The 2,301-nt window shown below is 63.0% G+C and carries 3 protein-coding genes; all 3 read left to right on the forward strand.

What is annotated here, in order from left to right:
• Positions 1-100: 100 nt before the first annotated feature.
• The 3 genes from ACFFGH_RS34270 to ACFFGH_RS34280 all read left to right on the forward strand — a co-directional run bounded on the left by ACFFGH_RS34270 (position 101) and on the right by ACFFGH_RS34280 (position 2,208).
• Entirely contained in the window at positions 101-451 is a 351-nt protein-coding gene (locus ACFFGH_RS34270) for an SMI1/KNR4 family protein (RefSeq protein WP_386677421.1), read from the forward strand.
• Between the two features lie 548 nt (positions 452-999).
• Positions 1,000-1,518 (forward strand): hypothetical protein, encoded by a 519-nt coding sequence (locus ACFFGH_RS34275; protein ID WP_386677423.1) that lies wholly within the window; start codon positions 1,000-1,002, stop codon positions 1,516-1,518.
• Between the two features lie 75 nt (positions 1,519-1,593).
• Positions 1,594-2,208 carry an HAD family hydrolase gene (locus tag ACFFGH_RS34280; RefSeq protein WP_386677424.1) on the forward strand — a complete coding sequence of 205 codons (615 nt, stop codon included), beginning with the start codon at positions 1,594-1,596 and terminating at the stop codon, positions 2,206-2,208.
• The last annotated feature ends 93 nt before the right edge of the window (positions 2,209-2,301 follow it).

The raw sequence follows: 2,301 nt of genomic DNA on the forward strand, positions 1-2,301 counted from the left end.
CATGGAGCGGCATGTGCCTAACGTGTATGCGGCTGCCCGCTAACAATTCGTCCAAGCCGACGCCGCTTCGCGGCGCGGCTTAACTCAGGTGTTAGGCCTCATGTGGAACGACCTAGACACTGTGATCCCCAGCGACGAAGACATCGCCGCCGTTGAGGAAGCTCTGGGCTTTGCATTCCCGGGGAGCTACACGAACTACGTGCGCTCCGGTGGGCTGGCAAACCTTCGCGTGCGCCATCGCGTCCTGGCACCGGCTGAAATTATTGAGGCGCTTCAGTACATCCCGGACAAATCCTTGGTGCCGTTCGCGGACAATGGTTGCGGGGATAACTACTGCTGGATCCGGTCCGAGGGTCCCGAGCCTGCAGTGCTCTTCTGGGATCATGAGTCTCAGTCGGTCTTGGCGGGCGCCCCAAGCTTCGGAGATTGGCTTGCCGCCAACCGCTTTTAGGCGCAAGCAGGTGTCGGTAGCATGAGGCCTAACAATTCGTCCAAGCCGACGCCGCTTCGCGGCGCGGCTTAACTCAGGTGTTAGGCAGCTAGGAGCGGTCCCGGTCTGTGAATGCCCCCAACGACGTCAAGGTGCTGAACGTCCCTGGCTTGCTCGGCGGAGGCGCGTGGGAGGTCAACGAGGCAGGCGAGCTCGTCCCGGATCGCGGCTGGCACGAGCGCCTCCTTACCAGGCTTCGCTCCCTTTACCAGTTCCATTTGCAACATCGCCTCATTTCAGGCCGTCTCGCAGAGGCCCCGCCAGCAATAGAAGTGCTCGTCATCTGGCGGAGCGATCTCAGTCCTGCTGGGTGGGAGCTCTGGCGCTCCGGGGCGGTGGACCGCTGGCTGGCGTCTTTCGATCGCACTCCCGGTAAGAGCCCGGCTGACCTTAAGATGCTTGAGAGGGCGCTGGCCAAACTTAATGGGCCCGCTGCCTAACAATTCATCCAAGCCGACGCCGCTTCGCGGCGCGGCTTAACTCAGGTGTTAGCGCTCACGATGAGAGCATTGCCGCTGCTGTTAGCACTTATGGCTGTTCTTTTGTCCGGCTGTGCCGGCGGGGCGAAGGGTCTCGTCTATGAGAACCGTTACCGTCAGCCGCTCGACGGCGTCCTTGACGGAGTGTGGGCGGGGCCCTTAGTGATCAGAAAGCCCTACGCGCCGACCGATCCCGTGTCCCGCGCAGTGGACAAGGAGCCCTTGGCGCTCACCGTCCAGATTGCAGGGGAAAATGTCAGTGTGTTCTTGCTGCAGGAGGGGGAGTGGGTCGAGGCGATGCCAGGAGGATGGGCTCTTTCGCGCAGGGGGCCCAATGCCGTGGCGCACGCCACCGCCGCAAGCGAGGAGTACCCCGAAGGCTGGATCGAATCGTGGGCGCTGGTGGTTAGCGCGTCTACCGATGACACCGTCACGGCGGAGTGGACCCGAGTGGTAAACAACGTTCGATCCAGCCCCGACGAAAGCCTCCCGACCTTTTCAATGGCAGCTACGGGCGTCCTGCGCCGTTCGGACGCCCATGAGCGCTAACAGTTCGTCCGAGCCGACGCCGCTTCGCGGCGAGGCTTAACTCAGGTGTCTGCGCCCGCAGCAGCTGTCTCGCCCATGGACCTTGCCCTCTTCGACTTCGACGGAACAATCACCGAGCGGGACACCATGCCCGACTTCATGCTGGCAGCCGTTCGTCCCGGTCGCGTGGCCGTGGGAAAGCTGGTCCTCCTGCCGCTGGTCCTCGGCTACAAGCTCGGCATCGTCTCCGGCTCGGTCGTGCGAGCAGCCATTTGCCGGTTTGGATTCTGGGGCATCCCGGCCACGGAGCTCGAGCAGCACGGGTCCGTGTTCGCCGAAAGTTTCCTTCCTTCGGTCCTGCGACCGCAGGCCATGGAACGCACCGCCTGGCATAAGGCTCGCGGGGACAGGGTTGTGGTGGTATCAGGCGGCCTCGATCTCTACCTCAAGCACTGGGCCAAGGCGCACGGGCTCGAACTACTTTGCTCGTCGCTGGAGCTACGGGGCGGCCGCTATACGGGCCGCTATCAGGGTGCTCAGTGTGTTCGGGCCGAAAAGGTCCGACGGGTTCAGGTGGCTTTCCCCACAGACACCTACCGCAGGGTGTTCGCCTACGGAGACACCCCGGAAGACCATGACCTGCTCGCCATGGCCCATGAGGCGTATTACCGTTGGCAGCCTATGGCTCCCACGGCACAGGGCGGGCGCTAACAATTCGTCCAAGCCGACGCCGCTTCGCGGCGCGGCTTAACTCAGGTGTTAGGCCCCTAATGAGCCTTCTCTACGCAGCCAACCTTTCAGACG

This window comes from Lysobacter korlensis (genome assembly GCF_042434515.1).

Bases quoted from the DNA above. Each gene is read 5' to 3' on its own strand.
- ACFFGH_RS34280 (WP_386677424.1), top strand. From the start codon at position 1,594: ATGGACCTTGCCCTCTTCGACTTCGACGGAACAATCACCGAGCGGGAC.
- ACFFGH_RS34270 (WP_386677421.1), top strand. From the start codon at position 101: ATGTGGAACGACCTAGACACTGTGATCCCCAGCGACGAAGACATCGCC.